This window comes from Acaryochloris marina MBIC11017, from assembly GCF_000018105.1.
Classification (GTDB): Bacteria; Cyanobacteriota; Cyanobacteriia; order Thermosynechococcales; family Thermosynechococcaceae; genus Acaryochloris; species Acaryochloris marina.
This window is the reverse complement of the sequence record NC_009925.1, coordinates 4,296,165-4,313,077: the sequence shown is the minus strand read 5'-3', so window position 1 is coordinate 4,313,077 and position 16,913 is coordinate 4,296,165. Positions and strand designations below refer to the sequence as shown.

16 protein-coding genes are annotated in these 16,913 nt (G+C 47.3%); 8 read left to right on the top strand and 8 right to left on the bottom strand.

The annotated features are described in order from the left end of the window. Positions 1 to 176: 176 nt before the first annotated feature. On the bottom strand, positions 177 to 761 hold the full coding sequence (locus AM1_RS19425; protein WP_012164600.1) for an L-threonylcarbamoyladenylate synthase: 585 nt from the start codon (positions 759 to 761) through the stop codon (positions 177 to 179). 100 nt (positions 762 to 861) lie between these two features. On the opposite strand from AM1_RS19425, the gene thiO reads away from it, so the two are divergent. Next, the gene (gene thiO, locus AM1_RS19420) at positions 862 to 1,959 is read left to right on the top strand and encodes a glycine oxidase ThiO (RefSeq protein ID WP_012164599.1); all 1,098 of its coding nucleotides are present in this window, start codon (positions 862 to 864) and stop codon (positions 1,957 to 1,959) included. Here thiO and AM1_RS19415 read toward each other — a convergent pair. Then, complete coding sequence (locus tag AM1_RS19415) at positions 1,956 to 2,690, bottom strand: diacylglycerol/polyprenol kinase family protein (RefSeq protein WP_012164598.1); 735 nt, start codon at positions 2,688 to 2,690, stop codon at positions 1,956 to 1,958. The genes thiO and AM1_RS19415 overlap by 4 nt on opposite strands. A gap of 208 nt (positions 2,691 to 2,898) precedes the next feature. Between AM1_RS19415 and AM1_RS19410 the strand changes: the two genes are divergently transcribed. Next, positions 2,899 to 3,216, top strand: coding sequence for a hypothetical protein (locus AM1_RS19410; protein WP_012164597.1), 318 nt, complete (start codon positions 2,899 to 2,901; stop codon positions 3,214 to 3,216). A 125-nt stretch (positions 3,217 to 3,341) separates the two neighbouring features. Here AM1_RS19410 and AM1_RS37670 read toward each other — a convergent pair whose 3' ends face one another. Then, positions 3,342 to 3,986: a PEP-CTERM sorting domain-containing protein gene (locus AM1_RS37670; RefSeq protein ID WP_012164596.1), complete on the bottom strand. Its 645-nt coding sequence runs from the start codon at positions 3,984 to 3,986 to the stop codon at positions 3,342 to 3,344. A 51-nt stretch (positions 3,987 to 4,037) separates the two neighbouring features. Between AM1_RS37670 and AM1_RS39885 the strand changes: the two genes are divergently transcribed. Next, positions 4,038 to 5,097, top strand: a protein-coding gene (locus AM1_RS39885; protein ID WP_076611764.1) for an IS630-like element ISAcma28 family transposase whose coding sequence is annotated in 2 segments (ribosomal slippage) — positions 4,038 to 4,514 and positions 4,516 to 5,097 — 1,059 coding nt in all. Because the reading frame shifts where the segments join, the coding sequence is not laid out codon by codon here. Between the two features lie 636 nt (positions 5,098 to 5,733). After that, complete coding sequence (locus AM1_RS19390) at positions 5,734 to 6,216, top strand: GNAT family N-acetyltransferase (protein ID WP_012164595.1); 483 nt, start codon at positions 5,734 to 5,736, stop codon at positions 6,214 to 6,216. A gap of 1 nt (position 6,217) precedes the next feature. Here AM1_RS19390 and AM1_RS19385 read toward each other — a convergent pair whose 3' ends face one another. Then, the gene (locus AM1_RS19385; protein WP_012164594.1) at positions 6,218 to 8,014 is read right to left on the bottom strand and encodes an ABC transporter ATP-binding protein; all 1,797 of its coding nucleotides are present in this window, start codon (positions 8,012 to 8,014) and stop codon (positions 6,218 to 6,220) included. A 312-nt stretch (positions 8,015 to 8,326) separates the two neighbouring features. Between AM1_RS19385 and AM1_RS19380 the strand changes: the two genes are divergently transcribed. Then, on the top strand, positions 8,327 to 9,241 hold the full coding sequence (locus tag AM1_RS19380) for a hypothetical protein (RefSeq protein ID WP_012164593.1): 915 nt from the start codon (positions 8,327 to 8,329) through the stop codon (positions 9,239 to 9,241). Between the two features lie 198 nt (positions 9,242 to 9,439). Next, entirely contained in the window at positions 9,440 to 9,925 is a 486-nt protein-coding gene (locus AM1_RS19375) for a hypothetical protein (RefSeq protein ID WP_012164592.1), read from the top strand. An 852-nt stretch (positions 9,926 to 10,777) separates the two neighbouring features. Here AM1_RS19375 and AM1_RS19370 read toward each other — a convergent pair. Continuing rightward, complete coding sequence (locus tag AM1_RS19370) at positions 10,778 to 13,150, bottom strand: hybrid sensor histidine kinase/response regulator (protein ID WP_012164591.1); 2,373 nt, start codon at positions 13,148 to 13,150, stop codon at positions 10,778 to 10,780. Positions 13,151 to 13,325: 175 nt separating this feature from the next. Here AM1_RS19370 and AM1_RS19365 point away from each other — a divergent pair, with 175 nt between their 5' ends. Next, a complete protein-coding gene (locus AM1_RS19365; RefSeq protein ID WP_012164590.1) occupies positions 13,326 to 13,898 on the top strand; it encodes a hypothetical protein in 573 nt (190 codons plus the stop codon). Between the two features lie 8 nt (positions 13,899 to 13,906). On the opposite strand, the gene AM1_RS19360 is transcribed toward AM1_RS19365, so the two are convergent. Both AM1_RS19360 and AM1_RS19355 read right to left on the bottom strand, forming a co-directional pair. Beyond that, positions 13,907 to 14,536 (bottom strand): class I SAM-dependent methyltransferase, encoded by a 630-nt coding sequence (locus AM1_RS19360; protein ID WP_012164589.1) that lies wholly within the window; start codon positions 14,534 to 14,536, stop codon positions 13,907 to 13,909. A gap of 23 nt (positions 14,537 to 14,559) precedes the next feature. After that, a complete protein-coding gene (locus tag AM1_RS19355; protein WP_187152893.1) occupies positions 14,560 to 15,120 on the bottom strand; it encodes an acyltransferase family protein in 561 nt (186 codons plus the stop codon). A 134-nt stretch (positions 15,121 to 15,254) separates the two neighbouring features. Here AM1_RS19355 and AM1_RS19350 point away from each other — a divergent pair, with 134 nt between their 5' ends. After that, a complete protein-coding gene (locus AM1_RS19350) occupies positions 15,255 to 16,310 on the top strand; it encodes an IS630-like element ISAcma14 family transposase (protein ID WP_041658446.1) in 1,056 nt (351 codons plus the stop codon). Here the strand turns inward: AM1_RS19350 and AM1_RS19345 are convergent. After that, a complete protein-coding gene (locus AM1_RS19345; protein ID WP_041660020.1) occupies positions 16,307 to 16,864 on the bottom strand; it encodes an acyltransferase family protein in 558 nt (185 codons plus the stop codon). The two genes, AM1_RS19350 and AM1_RS19345, sit on opposite strands and share 4 nt — an antisense overlap. Positions 16,865 to 16,913: the final 49 nt, after the last annotated feature.

The following is a 16,913-nucleotide window of genomic DNA, read 5'->3' as shown; positions in this document are numbered from 1 at the left end:
CTTAATTTACTTAACTTAATTTTTAGTGTTAATCATTAAATTTTATTCTGCAACTATTCTTATTAGATCTCTTGCATGATTCAGCTAACGATAATTCAACAAGGCCAAGTATATAGATGGGGAAGCTGTATGTGGGTGTTACAAATGAGACCTGAACCAGTCAAAATACATTTGCCCTAAATCTGGATTACCCCCTGACGCAAAACTTCCCAACCCTGCCCATCCCATTTGATAACTGTCGAAGGCAGAGGTTCTGTCGATTGAGGTTCGGGCCACAGGCTAGCTAGAGGAGTAAACACATCGGGGAAGTGTTGATTGATGGCTTCAACAGTGGTTAAAGCGGGTTGCCCAGAGCGATTGATACTGGTGGTGGCCAAGGGTCCGGTTTGCTGCAAAATCATTTGCGCCACCTGGGAATTGGGCACCCGAATGCCAATACTGTCGGGCGTGAGGGGATTCATGGCTGGAGGAACGCGATCGCAAGCCGGTAACACCAAGGTCAACGCCCCCGGCCAATAGTCAGCCGCCATCTGTTGCCACTGGTTCAGCTCCTTCCCATCCTTACGTACATAAGGCCAAAGCATCTCTGGAGAAGCCCCCATCAAAATCAGCGGCTTATCCGGCTGTCGTTGCTTAGCTGCAAAGATTTGCGAAGCTTGGTCGGGACGAGCTGCTAAAGCCGGAACCGTATCCGTGGGGAAGCTCACCAGCCGACCGGAACGGGCCGCAGCAATAAAGGCAGCAATTGGAAGTTGAGTCATGCCAAACGCAGATTAGAATGGGATTTGGGGGAAGTTTAGTCGTCTGTTTCTGCACAGTTAGACCGCTAGAATATCTTCTCACCCCCCACCTCAGCAATAAATGAATTCCAGTTCTGATGTCTTAGTGATTGGCGGTGGCGCGATGGGCTTAGCCACTGCCATCGAACTAACGCGCCAAGGGGCTAAAGTCACGGTCCTCAGCCGCAATTTCCAAGAAGCGGCTCTCCATGCAGCGGCAGGCATGCTAGCTCCCCAAGCTGAGGGATTAGAACCCGGTCCTATGCTAGATCTTTGTCTGCGGAGTCGAGACCTATATCCAGACTGGACGAGCCAACTGACGGAACTGACCGGGTTAGAAACGGGATATTGGCCCTGTGGAATTTTGGCCCCAACCTTTGCAGATTCGCCGCCTCGATTTACAGGAGATGCAGAATGGTGCGATCGCACCACGATACGCCAATATCAACCCGACTTGAGTCCAGAGATAGTCGGTGGCTGGTGGTTTCCCCAAGATGCCCAGGTCAATAACCAGCAATTGGCCCAAGTATTACTACAAGCCGCTCGCCAGCTCGGGGTCACCCTAGAAGAAGGGGTAAATGTCACGGGGTTTGAGACGAAAGACCACCAAGTCCAACAGGTGCACACCACCCTAGGAACTCGGCAAGCTCCAACCTATCTTTTGGCAACGGGATCTTGGTCCCAGGAACTACTGCCCATCCCCGTCACCCCTCGCAAGGGTCAGTTATTTGCGGTACAGCCTCCCAGACAACTCTTAAACAAAGTTTTGTTTGGGCCAGGCACCTATATTGTCCCTCGCCAAAAGGGGCGCATCGTTGTCGGTGCCACAAGTGAAGATGTGGGGTTTGCTGCTTACAATACGCCAGGCGGCATCCAATCCCTACTCGCGAAGGCGATTCGCCTCTATCCCCCCTTAGCCGACTACCCCCTAGAAGTCTGTTGGTGGGGATTTCGACCCGCAACCCCTGATGAATTGCCCATTTTGGGGCCTAGTCCTTATGACAATCTAATTTTGGCAACGGGACATTACCGGAATGGCATTCTGCTAACACCTATCACGGCCCGTCTGATTACAGACCTGATTATGACGGGACAGGTCGATCCGTGTCTGACCCACTTTAGTTGGCAGCGGTTTGCCCCTTCTGCTTCCTCAACAGAGCGTCTGGCCTTAACCCATTAAAACCACCAAAGACCTAAAACTACGGCCACCCCTGTCAAAGTGAGATTATCAATATCTCGAAAGGGTAATGATTCAACGAGGGTCGCAATCAGTGCGATCGCTGCCACAATGCCGACCGTACCAACCAACGGGGGTTGAAAATAATTCAAGCGATTAAACAAACTCAAAAAACTAAAGGCAAACAAAAAGCTGCCTGCAAACATGGCGGCAGAACCGGCCCAGCTTTTCTCAGGGCTAAAGGGCAGTTTGTGAACCCCCAACCGTCGGCCCACAATATCCGCCAAGCCATCTCCCCCACACATCATCATTAAAGCCAACATCCCCACGGGCGAGGTGCGCCAAAATCCAATGGTGCAAACGACAAATACCAGACCATAAAACAGTGGCCCTTTGAGAATCTCTTTAGGGTTACCGGTTCGAGTCATAGCTTGGACGGCATCGGGGTCTTGAATCCAGCCCACGCCAATCCCAATAAATTGAAGGGTAATCGCCAAGGGAACCAAGGCGGCAAAGTAGCAAGCGGTGGGCTGGGGACTGAAAAAGGGCCAGCACAATACAAATAGGGGACCTGTTCCCATATGAATGATCTTGCGGCTCAGTTTTTGCTCCAATATCCCATTAGCTGCTAGAGCATCCATGATCCGCAACCAGCTCAGGGCGAGCATCAAGGTGATCACCATCACGACACTATCCTGAATCAGAGGATTAGCCGTTAGTTGTTCCCAAAGCATGTGATGACATCGATGGACTTCTGTATCCGTAGCTTACTCCGATAAAGGATTTAGAAACACCTCCCGGCTACCTCCAAAAATCCTCTCAGTTTTCTCAGGGAACTCTTCTGAACGTTTCAGCAAAGTGGATGATTTTGCACAGATTTCCCTAACTTGGGCCTCAGTTAGCCCTCGTACATTAAAGACATTGAAGTTGGAGCAAGACATTATGAACATTACTCAAATCGCCCGCAACACCATCGCCGCCGCAGCCCTCATCACCCTCGGCCTTAGCACAAACGCTGTTGCAGAAACCCAAACCGTGACCCGAGGCCCCAATGGCGCAGCCTCTATCGTCAAGAAAGTCCCCGTGGATGCTCAACAACAGCCTACAACTGAGCCCCATGACGCCCTCTCCGTCGTCAACCGAGGCCCCAACGGTGCGCCCCATATTACCAAAACCGATTCCACCGCCCGTAGCGCCGCCACCCCCACAGGAAATATCATCACCCGCGGTCCCAACGGTGCAGCTTTTATCACCAACTAAGCCGCTAACAAATAAGTTTCTCACTGAGTAGGAGCAAGGGGTAGATCGAGTCGGGTCTACCCTTTTTTTGCGCTGTTTTTCATGCAAGACACATAAACGACGGACATAGTACGCAAACACCCCTATCATCCAATCCGTTCTTTTACACTTCCAGACTGACGTTTAGCAGTGCGTTTTAGTAGAGTTCCCACTCCCAGCACCATCATCGAGCCCAAAATCGTCGAAGGTTCAGGCACGGATTCCAGATAAGCTTGCGAATTCCCATCCGTGGGTTCAATACCAAAAGTGGAATCAGCTACACTCGTATTGCCAATAGTTTCCCACCCCAAGAAATCACCCGTTTCGAAACTACCATTTGTCCCCACATTGACGTTGTCTACCAACAAACCGGAACTGACAATTCTGTCTCCCACATCAACCACTCCCAACCCTAATGTATAAGTTCCAGTGGTGGGAATTTCATAAGAGAACGTGTTGTACCCCGTCTCACCATTAAAACGAGCATTATTTCCAAGGAGTGGAAAGCGCAAGTTCGTATCGGCTAAAGTTGATGTCCCTCCCAGGGGCAATACGGAGACAAAAGCAAAGTCATTAAATGGCGTATTGGGCGTGGCCTCATTGGTTAAAAAATTCCAATCTAAGGTGACGGTTTGCCCTGCTGATGCCGAAAAAGTTTGCTTAATTGCTGAACCTTGAGTCGCATTACCATTCCCAAGACCATCGATCGTGCCAGAGGGTTGACCCAAGAAATTTTCTAATACCAATTCCATATATGTGTGACTTGTATTATGGGAGTAGCGCGTTGCTGATACTTATCCCTCATGCCCAGACCCTTACGAATTGATATCTGTGAAAGTGAAGACACACTCAAACGTTTATTACGTCAACAATCCTCCGGTCGTCGCAAAGAACGCTTGCAAGCCCTCTACTGGCTCAAAAGTGGTCAAGTCACCACTCGCATGGAGTTGGCAACCCTGACCGGACGAGGGGAATCCACGGTGTATCGCTGGATCAAACTCTATAAATCAGGGGGATTACAGGCAATGCTGGAGATTCCTACCTCTCCTGGGAAGCCCCCCATGATTGGTGGAGAGGTCCTCGAAAAGCTGAAAGCTCGTCTAGCTGACCCCAGGGGCTTTGAGAGCTACGGGGCGATTCAACAATGGCTTTTAGATGAGTGTGGATTAGACGTACCCTACAAAACGGTTCATCAAACCGTGCATTATCGGCTCAAAGCCAAGCTCAAAGTTCCTCGACCTCGCTCACGCAAGACAGAGGAAGCTCAACAACAAGCCTATTAAAAAACTTCCTCGTGTGATTGAGGTAATGACCCGCTATTTTGCCCAAGGACACCCAGTGCGCTACTGGTGCATGGATGAAAGCCGCTGGGGACTCAAGACACTCACGGGTCGGGTTCTAACGTTGCGGGGTGTCAAACCTGTGGTGACGGTACAGTGGCCCCGAGAGGCTTTCTGGCTCTATGGCGCTGTCGAACCTCTCACAGGAGACAGTTTCTTCTATCGGTTTTCTCATCTCGATAGTGTTTGTTTTGAGCGCTTCCTGGAGCAATTCAGCTTGGCGTTTCCCCAGAGTCTCAATCTGATGCAAATAGATCAAGCCGCAGCCCATATGGCGACTTGGGTTCGATGGCCTGAGAATGTGTTGCCGATTGTACAGCCGTCTCATAGTCCAGAACTCAATCCGGCAGAGCGATTATGGCAGGACCTAAGAAAGCCTTTCAAAGGCAAAAACTTTGATTCTATTGGGGCACTGGAGACCGCTTTATTTGAGCATATCAATACCCTCTCCCAGAAGGTGGTGGCTTCTCTAACGGGATATTCTTATATCTTGGATGCTTTGACTATAAAGGTCACTCAATAAGTGAATTGGTATGACGCAGCATCAGAAACAGGTTGTGCAATAGCGACAGGTTGAATTCCGATAATGCCAGTGCCCAGAAGCAATCCACAAGTTGGAGCTATCGCCGAATATGGTACTACTTTAAAGTCCATCTATCTCTCCCCCTAATGCTTTAACGTTATAGATTGACAAAGAAAAATACTGATTCTAGTCCAAGAGACATAAATATCACTCTGCCATAGTAGGAACTTTATTTACGCCTCTTGAATACTAAGATATCTTTTTAAAATATTCTGAGAGACACTTATAATTTAACAATGTAGATACACACAACGATTGCAGTCTTTTTATGGCCACAGCATATTAATTTAAAGCATAAAACTTAGATTGATTCGACAGTAGCGAGGGATTTTTATCGAGATTTAATAGACTCAACATAGATGGAGTTATAGCTACTATCTTGTCCATTTACCCCATGATTTAAACCAAAAAATACATCAGAGAAAAGATGCATCGATCAGCCCAGAAAAATTCATTTCATTAGCCTAAAATTAGGCATAAATATGCTGAGAATCACACTGTAATTTTCAAATTACGGCTACCTCAGCACAGGTATTGCCATGACTACAATTGAAGTAGTCTTCTCTACCCTTCGAAATGCACATTCGCCCTGCAACACCAGCAGACATTAGCCTGATTTATCAGTTCATTCAGCACAAAGCCGAGTTCGATCGCAGTGTTGGAGCGTACCAAGGCACCCCACAAACATCAGAAGCCAAAATTCAAGCCACTCTTTTTGGTCCTCATCCTTTCGCCCATGTACTGTTCGCAGAACAGCAAAACCAGTCGATTGGCTTTGCCCTATACGGATTTCGGTATTCATCCTTTGCGGGTCAACCCAGCATTTGGCTGGATGACTTGTACATTGATGCCAACTATCGCAGCCAGGGGGCAGGTGCCGCCCTTATGCAACAGTTAGCAAACATTGCTTCGAGTCAAAATTGCACCCATATTGCCTGGACTGCAGATGCTCGTAATCAGCGAGGTCTCCAGTTTTATCACCGATTAGGCGCAGGCATCATTCAACAAGAAGGGCAGCGTTGTTACTGGCAATGGCAGCCCAAGCCCCCAAGCCATTAAATTACACTTCCACCCGCTGTCCAGTTTGCACACGCCAGAGCTGGGCATAGACGCCGTTGTGAACCAGCAGCTCTTCATGTCTACCCTGCTCGACAATCCGACCTTGCTCCATAACATAGATGCGGTCGGCATGACGGATGGTGGATAAGCGATGGGCAATGGCTATCGTCGTTCGATCCACCGTAATGCGATCTAAAGAGCGCTGAATTGCTGCTTCCGTTTCGTTATCTACCGCCGAGGTGGCTTCATCCAGAATCAAAATCGGTGGATCTTTGAGGAGGGTGCGGGCAATAGCCAGTCGTTGCCGTTGCCCCCCAGACAGTTTCTGACCCCGTTCCCCCACAATCGTGTGATAGCCCTGGGGCAATTGGGAAATAAATTCATGGGCTTCTGCATTCTTAGCTGCTTTTTCCACCTGGGCCTGATCGATCTGGGGTTGACCGTAGGCAATATTTTCATAAACCGTGCCGTGGAATAGAAATACATCCTGGCTCACCAGACCAATGGCTTGGCGCAAGTCTTTAAGCTGTAAGGTCTCAATACCCACACCGTCTAGGGTGATATCCCCCGTATGGGCTTCATAAAAGCGCAGCAGCAGCTTCACCAGAGTGCTTTTCCCCGATCCAGTAGACCCAACAATCGCGATGGTTTCACCAGCCGGAATCGTTAGGGAAACATTATGGATAATGGGTAAACCTGGATAGTACTCAAAGGACACATCCTTAAACTGCACCTCTCCTTTAACCTGGTGAACGGGTAAATTCAAATGCCCCGGATGGATTTGGATCGGTGTATCCAGTAACGCCATCACCCGTTGAATGGAAGCCATGGCTCGCTGGTATTGATCGAGGGTTTCTCCCAACCGAGTCAGGGGCCAAAGCAGACGCTGGGTAAGAAAAACTAAGACGCTGTAGGTTCCCACTTCAAGGCGATTGGCCATCACCTCCATGCCGCCAAACAGCATAATTGCCATAAACGCCAGCAAAATCAAAATCCGAATCAGCGGAATAAACGCCGCACTCAAGGCAATGGCCCGACGGTTACTCTGGCGATAGGCGTCGCTATCGGTTCGCACCTGTTGGGCTTCAAATTCTTCTGCTGTAAAACTCTTGATCGTCACCATACCGCTGAGGTTATTGGCCAGGCGACCATTGAGAAAGCTCACCTTTTCTCGCACGGTGGAATAGAAGGGAGCCAGCTTTTTTTGAAATGCTACGGCACCCCAAATAATGAAGGGGATTGGCAGCATCGCCATCCACCCCACCGTGGGAGCCAGGATAAAAAAGGCGCTACTAATAATCACAACCGTGGTGATCACCTGGAGAATATCGTTGGCCCCACCATCCAGAAACCGCTCTAGCTGGTTAATATCATCGTTGAGGATGGACATCAATTCTCCCGTGCTACGGTCTTCGAAATAGGCCAGCTCCAGATTCTGCAAATGCTGATAAGCATCTAAGCGCAGGTCATGCTGCATGGTCTGCGCTAAATTGCGCCACAGCCGCGCATAGGCATATTCAAAGACAGACTCGAGTCCCCAAATAATGGCGGAAATCACCGACAAGGCCACCAATTGCTGAAAGACATCGGTAATTCCTAGCGCCGCGATCAGAGAGTCCTGACGCTTGACCACAATATCCACGGCGGCCCCGATCAACACCGGTGGAGCCAGATCAAAAATTTTGTTGAGGATAGAACAGGCTGCTGCAGACCAAATTTGGGAGCGATACATCCGCCCATACTTGAGCAGCCGAGTCAGGGGATGCAGGGCCTTGGAGCCAGAAGAATGTCTTGTCATAGGTCAATTGGGAAACAGCAATCATTGCTGAGATGCCTTTTCAGCGTACTGCTTTGCCGCTCTCCTAGGGGCGAGTCATTCTAGGTTTCTCGGAGTGAAGGGAGGAGCAACGGAACATATCAATTCAATCAAACCATGACAGAAGGCTGGGTAAATCCCTTTATCGCTAAACGTTCAGCTGCACAACGGTCAGACAGAAAGTATATTATTGAGCCTGATGCTCCTAGCTGAAAGATGCTGTTGTTTAGGCAGACACATCTCTTGCAGTAGCAATTTTATGGGGGACAGTAGTGATTCAGAGGTATTAAGGGTATGAATGGTGAAGCGAGCTGGACGCCATCTGAAAATGTCGTTCGCCATGTCGGAAGTCCAATTATTCCAGATATGGAGTTTTTCGCGCCACCCCCACCCGAAATAGGTGAGATTATTTCTGCAGATAGCTCCTTATCTCGTTCGAAACAGGCCACCCAAGCGCAAGAGCGCATCAAAAACTGTATGCTTTGGGCTGCTGGAGGAGCAGTGGGGGGCTGCTTTATTGCATTTTTGGCAGAGATTCCCGTCTTGATTTGTGCGCTGATCTGTACAGTCATCGCTGCGATCACAGGTTTCTTAGTTACCCAATATTTCTACCAATGTTCTTATGTAGGCGAGCATGGAATTGCCCTTTACAGTCTCAAAGGGAATCGTTCTGCCCCACCCAAAACCCAAATTTTTCTGTTTAAGGAGGGTCAGAATCTCTTTACTCAACAAACCCGGAATTACTACAACGGCGTCTATACCGGCACAACCTTCAACTATTGGTGGTCCCGACTTTCGGGGCCAGAGTTTAGGATAAAAGGCGCTTACCGGAGTCAAAAGGGAACCCCACCCGCAGATAATTTGTACCACTTTGCCCAGGCGGCAGAAGGGCGATGGAGCACCTATCTCTTGCCTGTCATCAATGAGCAGCTCAACCAACTAGGGTATATCGAGTTTCCCATCGGCAAGACCTTACGCATGGTTCGAATTGGGCCTGGTTTTATGGAGTTTGTCGAAAAAGACGGTCCCCACAGAGTCGAAGTCGCTGATATGAAAGATATTCGCCTCGGGGGTGGCATCTTCCAGTTCAAGCATAAAGATGCCAGCTGGTGGTCTGGGAAAGGGAAGTACTCCTTTGGCTATGCTGCGATTCCTAATGCCAGACTCTTTCTCATCTGCCTAGATAGATTAACGGGCATTCACTGGTAAGTCCTGTGGTAAAACCCGTTCCATTACAAATATAGGCTCAACTTCCATCAGCATTTTGTGCCCAGGCTGCCATATTCAGAGAGTTTCAAAGTCCTCTGTTAAGGGTCAAGTTCTATGGCAAACCCTTGTCGTTTACTGTTGGCCCCACCAGCATGGGAATAGATGCCCCTTATGGCATACAAAATCTGAGGTTTAAAGATGAAACGATGTTTATCCTTACTTTTGGCACTTCCAATTGGCCTGGCAGTATCTAATGCCAAAGCGGAAACCATTGAGCTGAAAGTCTATCCCGTCAATGGCCCAGAGCAGGGCTGTCCGAAGTCAGTCATTGCCTACCAAACGAGGCAACCCTACCAAGAGGGAGGGTATGCAACGGATGGCATGGTGAGTTTGAGTGTGATCGCAACCCAAATCACCCTGGCCCCCAAACAGCCCTTTAGCGCAACCTGGATAGGCACTCTCAAGCCCCAATATCAAAACTGCGAAGGCACTGCTGGCATGTTCAAAATCGATGGGAAAGAGCATACCGGCCTTTCATTTATTCGGTTACAGCTGTTCAAAGGCAAAGCCACAGTCATCTTAGATATGACGGGGATGCGAGACGTCAATGGCTTTACCACCCAAATTATCAAGAGTGGTCTCCGTCAAGGCAACCCCCGATGGACGTGGGGCGGCACTGATTAACCGTCAGACTTGCATAACCCCCCTTCAATCTGAATTCGAATTTTGTGCTCACCCTGCAAGGCGGGCAGAAAAAACTCCCTTCAAGATCTGGCTTGAAGGGAGTCATAACGCTTAAATCGGTTAAAAGCTGGCTTGTGCCGCCATGACGCTGTATACCACATAGGCAATCAGAGAAGCGGCCCCTACTACAGCACCCAGCACCAATACTCCATCTTTTGAAACAGGCATAAAACTCTCCTTGTCTTATTGAGAAAAATGAAATTAATATAGACACAAAAAACCTGCCTCAGATAAACTGGGGCGTTCCATTCAATGCAAGAGAATTGTTCTCTTATCATCGATTGGATTTGAGAAATCGGTAATTAAATCTGAATTGTCATAGTCACTAATCCCTAACCGAAAACTATTTAAGGTTCCGGTCTTATAGGGCTTCAGGCATTGTAGATCTAAACGAGACGGGTTGAAATCGTTAGGGCAGCCAGAGGACTCAACATTACAATGTTATTTCCACGAGTCCAAGCCGTCGAAGTCATTCGATAGAAAGGCTTATAGTAAAATCTATGCCCCCTAAATCGAGGGGGTGAGGAACATGATAAGATTTCTCAACTTGGCAGGCCGACCACCTCGTTTTTACAGATCAATATGCTTGGCAACCTAGAGATAAATTTCTATTCAAAAGTTATTACCAACGGGAGTGACACCTCTCTTGAGTTAATAATCCCGACAACTGTATCGCAGAATCAGACATTGCAGTAATCGCAAGATTTACGTCGTTTTTCCGACTTACAAATAGCGCTATTTTTAGCGTATTTCTCAAGCGCAATCTCCACGAATGGAAGCCCCAATAATCCTTTAAACCAGCTGACAAATCAGATCGAAACGAAAGTCTTGAACTAACTGTTCTAGCCTTACTTTTAGGGCTTGATGTTGCTCGGGGATCTCTTCCAACAGTTGATGAACACCCAGTTGATCTAAACATTGAGCCGTCTCCTGCAATTGCGATCGCCACGTCGCGGGCATACAGTGCAAGCTGATCTCTTGAGAGGTAGTTTCGCTATGGCTGGGCTGATCAGGCGTCACAACCTCGTATTGGACTCCTAAATGCTCTGCGATTTTGGCGTAAATTTGTTCAATTTGGTAGGGTTTAGCGACAAAATCGTCACAGCCCACCCTTAATGCCTCTTGCCGATCTTCAACAAACGCATTCGCGGTCAGCGCAATAATAATCGGAGGCTGAGATCGGGCTTTAATCTGTTGCGTTGCAGCCAAGCCATCCAGAACTGGCATTCTCATATCCATCCACACAAGATGGGGGTGCCAAGACTGAACCAGTCGCACCGCTTCTTCGCCATTGGCAGCTTCAGCCACTTCAAAGCCGACAGATTGCAGCAGTTGGGCTAGCACGGCACGACTGTCCCACTGATCTTCTGCCACCAACATGCGTACAGGAGCTTGACCTGGGGCTAACCCTTTGATCTGTGGAAAAACCTGGGAGGGGACCGCACTGCCAATTTGTTGGACTTCAATCCAACAAGTAAACGTACTGCCTTGGTCAACAACACTGTCCACGGTAATATCGCCCTTCATCAGCTGAGCAAACTTGCGACTCAGAGCCAAGCCTAAACCCGTTCCCATTTGTGTTATTCGTCCTGAAGCAGTCTGCACAAAGGGGGTAAAGAGCTGTTCAATTTCCTCGGGGGCAATCCCTAATCCCGTGTCTTTAACAGCAAAACGCAATTGCATCAGGCCAGATGAGTCTGAAGCGGGATAAATCGCATCCACCGTTAAGGAGACATAGCCCTTTTGCGTAAACTTAATGGCATTACTGAGGAGATTCATCAGAATTTGGCGCACCTTCCCAGCATCGACCTCAATAAATTGAGGCAGGGCAGGGCTATAGACAAACTCGAACCCGAGCTGCTTAGCGGTTGCTTTGAGCTCCATCATCGCCTTTACACTGTCCAGCAACTCCTGCAACTCAATCGGACTCTGTTTTAAGGTGCTAAATCCCGCCTCAATTTTCGACATCTCCAAAATGTCGTTAATCAGCGCCAGTAGGTGAGTGCCACTTTGGTTAATGATGTCGAGCTGTTTTTGCTGGTGTGGAGGGATTTGAGGGTCTTGCTGCAAAAGCTGGCTAAATCCCAGAATGGCATTGAGGGGCGTTCTTAACTCGTGGCTCATATTGGAGAGAAACTCGCTTTTAGCCTGATTGGCAGCTGCAGCTAAATCAGCCGTGCGTTGGAGTTGAATACGTTCAAAGGTCTGTACCCGCCATAACAAGATCAGCATGGCCACGATTAAGCCGACCAACACCATCGCAATCAGATCTAGGAGCTGTAGCTGAGACTCGATATTGCCTTGGGGAATCACTAAGGCAATCGACCAGTCTGCCTCCGCTAAGGGCAAGTAGGCGACATATACAGCCTGATTATTAATCCGAGTGAGTTCAATCCCTTGGGAACGAGCCACCATCCGCTGTGAGATCGCAGCTAAGTTTTGATCCTTGGCCTCCAATAAACTAGTGGGGTTTTGATCATTAATCGTACTCATCAATGACTGATCAGGATGGACAATGGGCATGCCTTCCGAGTTCAGAGCAAACGCATAACTACCTGACCCGTACTCCAATCCTTGAACCACCTTCTCCAAGCAGTGGATATCAATTAGTCCTGCCAAAACACCAATAACAGGACTCTCGGATTGGGGCGTTTGTCGAATGGGCGTCGTCACTGCCACAATCGTTCCCTCAGCCGTCCGAGAAATGACCGGATCGGACACATAGGTTTGCCCTTTCAAAGAAAGTTGGACATGCTTACGGTCCTTAAGATTTTTCCCTATAGCTTTTCCTCCTTTGGTGCTGTAGTAAGACCCATCAGGAGAGATCATCGATAAATAGTAAAAATGCTCGAGGCGCTGTTTCTCTGGTTTGAGAAAAGGTCCCACCGTTCCCCAATCCATCGTCCGCAGGCTAGGGGTATTGGCGAGGGTGGCGGCTTCGGTTTTACGCGCCACTAACCATTGATTCAACTCCTGGTTCCCCTGCTGGACTTGGAGCAGGGCATTATTTTTGAGGTTATCTAACAATAATTCTCGAACAATCCGATAGCTATAGTAGGCTGCGACGCCAACCACGAGGGTAATTCCGCCAATGAGAAAGCGACCCCTTAAACGCCGCTTGTTCTGGGGAGACTTATTCAGAGAAGGAAGAGAGGGAACAGACAATTGGGGAGGGGAAGTATGGGTGACAATTTATGACTAGGCGAACGGTACACCGTTCATCGTTATTTCTGCTGAGCTCCCACTTTACTTAGGATTCCCGCTAAAAAGGTAGGTTATGATATCACTCAGCATTTTTTACAGCATATTGAAGCCTTTTAAGACTTGCTAATCTTTGCCAATGAATACTCCTGCCCATATTGTGTTCAATCTGCTGTGCTTGGGCCGCCATCGATCCACCAACTTAGTCACCTCAATTATTGTGGGTGGTGTGTTACCAGATGCCCCCATGTTCGTTTTCTATTTTGTGGAAAAGGTCATTCGGGGGAGTTCTGAACCCTATATTTGGGGACAAGCCTACTACCAGATCCATTGGCAAAACTTTATTGATATTTTCAATTCCTTACCCATCATGGCGTTCGGTTGTTTGTTCGCCTTCTGGGCCAGCTCTCAAGTTGGCATGTTACTCTTTGCCAGCATGGCCTTACACGCATTGGGAGATTTACCCCTCCATCATGATGATGGTCATCGTCACTTTTTTCCGTTCTCCAACTGGCGGTTTGAAAGTCCAGTTTCTTATTGGGATCCTGACCATTATGGAGGCGTGGTTACCCGTCTTGAAATCTTGGCTGTTTTGATTAGCTGTGTAGTGCTGTTTCGCCACTATCGATCCCTAAAAGGTCGCATTGCCCTGGGAATCATGGGGGCTTTATATGGGGCTTATTTTGTTTATGTATTTACAGTCTGGACTTAGGTTCAATGTCACCGTTTTCCACAGGTGCAATGATATTGGCCATTACTGGAATCCTGTCTAGAGAAGGTTTCTATTGACTGAAATCCAATTTCATCCAAAAACTTTTCCACCGTTTTCACCTCATATCCCTTAAATCCTTGCTGAGTTAACCCTTGTTGTTCCAGAAAGTCTTTGGTGTTGTAACAAACGACCACTGTTCCTGACGGTGTTAACACGCGATAGCATTCTTGAAACACAGTTTGAGCATCCGGCCAAAAGTAGAGAGTATTGACCGTACAAATATGATCAAACTGCTGGTCCGGGAACGGAAGATGGCTGGCATTGCCTTGCTGTAGCGTCAGTTGGCCTGAATGAACATATCGCCATAATTTTCGCTGGGTGACAGTCAGAGCATCTTCCGCATAGTCCAGTCCAACCACTGTTTTGGGTAGACCTGTTGCTAAGATACGAGCCAGCAAACTGCCCCCACCAAATCCAATTTCTAGGATGCGATCGCCCTGACGTATCGCCAGTTGCTCAAAGGCCAACCGATTCATCCCGGCATTTTCTCGATTGAGTAATCGCAGTAGGAGTCGCCCCCATATACCAGAGGGATGTCCGAGCTGCTGTGCCAAAAAAGCGTGTAATTTGGATACCATTTGTGGTTCTCTCATCACATGATTCACCGAAGTGCTCTGTGTTGAACCCAGTGTTTCACAAGTGCTTTTGAATATTGATAACGTTTCTTCTCCAAGGGCGTTATCACAAATCTGATCAAAGCAATCGCTAAAGCGATTGAGATCATTGCAGAAATTTCACCACGCCAGCCAACTGATATAATCCTTGAAAACTGTATTAATTCAGTCACCAAAAAGATGACAAAAACATGGACTAAGTAAACAGAATAAGAGAGTTCACCAATCAGCCGATCAGTTTTATGATTCTTGCAAATTGAGAACAGAATTGGGATAGCAACAATCCAGCCATAGTAAGCAATAAGTACTGAATAGTTAGTCCCAATCAGTTTTGACAGAGTATGTTCTGTAGCATTTGTTTCGAAAAAGAATGATATCGATAAAACAACGAATGTTAAATATTTTTTGGTAGATTCTATCGAATAATTAGCAAGGTAATTATCAATAATTTTTTTGTATCTACAATAGAGCCTATAGCTTAGAATACCTAATATAAAAAGCGATATCTCAAATGGGAAAAATCGATATGTCCAAGGATCGTTACTCAATCGAAGTATTTCATAAGTCATAATTCGCATCACTGTAGAGATGGCAGCTATATACTGCGGACGACTTGTGACTTAACATTGTGGTAGAGAGATTTGGCACACTGGGAGTATCCCCGCACCTATCCTCCACTCCCATGATTAAAATTGATTTCACCGCAGAGGAAATCCAACAACTCAATTACGAACGCTATCATCACCCTCACCCACGGGTGCAGCGACGGATGGAAGTGCTCTACTTGAAGAGTCAAGGTCTTTCCCATACCCAGATCTGCCAGCTTTGTCAGATTAGTCGCCCCACTTTAGCCAAAACTCTTCGTCAGTATCAACAAGGAGGGATTGAAGGGCTGAAGACCCTTGAATATAAAGGTCAACCGAGTCTACTCAACGCTCATAGCGATAGTGTGAGAGCTTACTTTGAGCAACATCCTCCCCGCACCAGTGCAGAAGCTCAAGCGGTCATTGAGCAATTAACAGGCATCAAACGCAGTCCCACCCAAATCAAAGCCTTCCTCAAACGCATCGGTTGTCGTTATCGAAAAGTGGGGTATGTGCCGGGAAAGTCGAGTCTGCCCGAGAAAATTGAGGAGCAAGAGCAGTTTCGACACACTCGCCTTGAACCCTTATTAGAGGAAGCTCAACGCCAAGAGCGTCTTGTCTTTTTTGTGGATGCTGCTCACTTTGTTCACCGTGCTTATCTAGGGTTTGTCTGGTGCATCACTCGGATCTTCATCCCTTCTCCTTCTGGTCGCCAACGTTTCAATGTCCTGGGCGCGCTCGACGCTATCACCAAAGACCTAGTCAGCGTTACCAACCACACCTATATCAATTCTCACAGTATGTGCCTGTTACTGGCCAAGCTGGCGCTACTTGACCCAGTCATACCCATCAGCGTGATTTTAGACAATGCGCGATACCAGAAATGTCAGCTTGTAACGGACTTTGCCGAGATCGTCGATATTGAGCTGGTCTATCTGCCCTCCTATTCACCCCATTTGAATTTGATTGAGCGACTCTGGCGTTTTGTACGCAAGGAATGTCTCTATTCAAAGTATTATGCTGATTTTCCCGCCTTCAAAGGGGCCATTCAACAGTGCATCGACCAGTGTAATGGAGAGCATAAGGCGAAACTCACCACCTTACTATCACTCAAGTTTCAGTCTTTTAAGAAAGTTAATATCTTAGCCGCCTAGAGTATAACAGCCAATCGCATAGTACGCATTTTTACCAAAAATGGTGCTAGTAAATAAAAGATTAGCTCCAAGCTAATAGACCAACCTTGAGGGATAATGAGGTACTTGTATAAAGGCTGCTGACTATCAGTAAAATTGGTTGTAAATTGAAAAGATTGGCCTGCATCATGAGTGAGGAATAAAACCATATCTTGGAAAGCCACTATCATATTAGATAGAGTGACAAATAAAACTCCCAAAACCCCATTTTTATTAGATGAATACTCTATATAGGGTTGTAGCTCTCCCCATTTATCAAAAAAAATACCAGTCAATATACTTGACAATAAAATAAATGTTATAACAACAAAATATGGAATAAATATTCTCAAAAGGCGACTACAGTAAAATTCAAGCTTATGCGTATATTTATTAGATATCAAAGCCATATAAAACCCTGAAATCATAAAAAATATCTGTACAGCCTCTCTACCATCATGAACTTTCCATGGGAAAATAGGCTCAGAATGAGCAGCTACCACACAGATTGCTAGATATAGTCTTAATACCCCCATTCTCTCCTCATTCGTAGAACTCTCGTCACTTACATAGTTCCCAGAACTC

Coding starts and splice junctions, on each gene's coding strand:
- AM1_RS19390 (WP_012164595.1), top strand. CDS start 5,734: ATGCACATTCGCCCTGCAACACCAGCAGACATTAGCCTGATTTATCAG.
- AM1_RS37670 (WP_012164596.1), bottom strand. CDS start 3,986: ATGGAATTGGTATTAGAAAATTTCTTGGGTCAACCCTCTGGCACGATC.
- AM1_RS19365 (WP_012164590.1), top strand. CDS start 13,326: ATGAATACTCCTGCCCATATTGTGTTCAATCTGCTGTGCTTGGGCCGC.
- AM1_RS19360 (WP_012164589.1), bottom strand. CDS start 14,536: ATGGTATCCAAATTACACGCTTTTTTGGCACAGCAGCTCGGACATCCC.
- AM1_RS19350 (WP_041658446.1), top strand. CDS start 15,255: ATGATTAAAATTGATTTCACCGCAGAGGAAATCCAACAACTCAATTAC.
- thiO (WP_012164599.1), top strand. CDS start 862: ATGAATTCCAGTTCTGATGTCTTAGTGATTGGCGGTGGCGCGATGGGC.
- AM1_RS19425 (WP_012164600.1), bottom strand. CDS start 761: ATGACTCAACTTCCAATTGCTGCCTTTATTGCTGCGGCCCGTTCCGGT.
- AM1_RS19375 (WP_012164592.1), top strand. CDS start 9,440: ATGAAACGATGTTTATCCTTACTTTTGGCACTTCCAATTGGCCTGGCA.
- AM1_RS19345 (WP_041660020.1), bottom strand. CDS start 16,864: ATGGGGGTATTAAGACTATATCTAGCAATCTGTGTGGTAGCTGCTCAT.
- AM1_RS19380 (WP_012164593.1), top strand. CDS start 8,327: ATGAATGGTGAAGCGAGCTGGACGCCATCTGAAAATGTCGTTCGCCAT.
- AM1_RS19385 (WP_012164594.1), bottom strand. CDS start 8,014: ATGACAAGACATTCTTCTGGCTCCAAGGCCCTGCATCCCCTGACTCGG.
- AM1_RS19410 (WP_012164597.1), top strand. CDS start 2,899: ATGAACATTACTCAAATCGCCCGCAACACCATCGCCGCCGCAGCCCTC.
- AM1_RS19415 (WP_012164598.1), bottom strand. CDS start 2,690: ATGCTTTGGGAACAACTAACGGCTAATCCTCTGATTCAGGATAGTGTC.